This is a genomic window from Geofilum rubicundum JCM 15548 (genome assembly GCF_000974365.1).
In the GTDB taxonomy this organism is placed as follows: domain Bacteria; phylum Bacteroidota; class Bacteroidia; order Bacteroidales; family Marinilabiliaceae; genus Geofilum; species Geofilum rubicundum.
Window position 1 is genome coordinate 1 of sequence record NZ_BAZW01000157.1, and the last position, 1,238, is coordinate 1,238.

1 protein-coding gene is annotated in these 1,238 nt (G+C 40.1%); it reads left to right on the plus strand.

The window, feature by feature from the left end; translation table 11 throughout:
- Window positions 1–125: 125 nt before the first annotated feature.
- Window positions 126–1,226, plus strand: coding sequence for an ISAs1 family transposase (locus tag JCM15548_RS20510; RefSeq protein ID WP_062129090.1), 1,101 nt, complete (start codon window positions 126–128; stop codon window positions 1,224–1,226).
- Window positions 1,227–1,238: the final 12 nt, after the last annotated feature.

Consider the following 1,238-nt stretch of genomic DNA (forward strand, 5'->3'; position numbering starts at 1 on the left):
AGGGCAAACGCATTAAAATTATTTTTCAAAGCATGATATAAACGTGTGATAATCAGACTTTTGTCCTTGTTTTTCTGGTCAAAATTACAGTATATTTGTCTAATAATCAGACAGATATATTTTAAATGGAAAATAAATTACTCAACTTTGCAAGATCATTACCGGAACATAGAATGGATAGGAAAAAGCTACACTTGGCCGAAGATATTGTTTACATCACTCTGGCTGCTGTTATCTGCGGAGCTGATACATGGGAAGACATCTCCCAGTTTGGACGCTCCAAAGAAGATTTCCTCAAACAGACATTGTCGTTGAAGCACGGTATTCCGTCGCCTGATACTTTCAATCGGTTTTTTGCAGTTTTGAGTCCTGATGTTTTTGAAGCCAATTTTATTAGTTGGGTAAAAGAGATTTGTGATAAGAACACAGGAGTGATTGCCATTGATGGCAAAGCTGTCAGAGGCTCGCGTAAACAAGGGAATAAGTCGGCGATCCATATGGTAGGGGCTTTTGCCGCTGCAAACGGACTGGCTCTTGGGCAAGTCAAGACAAATCAAAAGTCAAATGAAATCACAGCGATACCAGAACTTCTTAAAGTCCTTGATATCGAAGGTTGCATTGTCACCATTGACGCCATGGGGTGCCAGACAAAAATAGCCCAGAAAATTATCGAGAAAGGAGCAGATTACATCTTGGCTGTTAAAGACAATCAGAAAGAACTCCATACTGAAATTATCGATACATTCCGTTTCTCGCAAAAAGATAAAATGGCTGTTCATGAGTCCGTAGATGCTGGTCATGGACGAGTAGAGACACGCGTTTGCACAATAACAGATGACTTAAGCTTATTGTCGGATGCAGGAAAGTGGCAAAACGTCAGCAGGTTGGTTAAAATAGATAGCACTCGTTTTCTAAAGGCTTCGAAGGAAACCCAGCAAGAGACAAGGTATTATATCACAAGTTGTAAACTAACCCCTGAAAAAATTGGCGCTGCGATACGGTCTCACTGGAGTATTGAAAACCAACTTCATTGGCAACTTGATGTTTCATTCGGGGAGGATAAGAGTAGAAAAAGAGATAGAAATGCCGCCGAAAACTATTCTGTCATATTGCGAATGGCCCTAAACATTGTAAAAAATGAAAAAACGACTAAACGAAGTGTGAAGGGCAAACGACTAAAGGCCGGCTGGGACAATGAATACTTGTTGAAATTACTCAATTTTTAATGCGTTTGCCCT

Coding starts and splice junctions, on each gene's coding strand:
- JCM15548_RS20510 (WP_062129090.1), top strand. CDS start 126: ATGGAAAATAAATTACTCAACTTTGCAAGATCATTACCGGAACATAGA.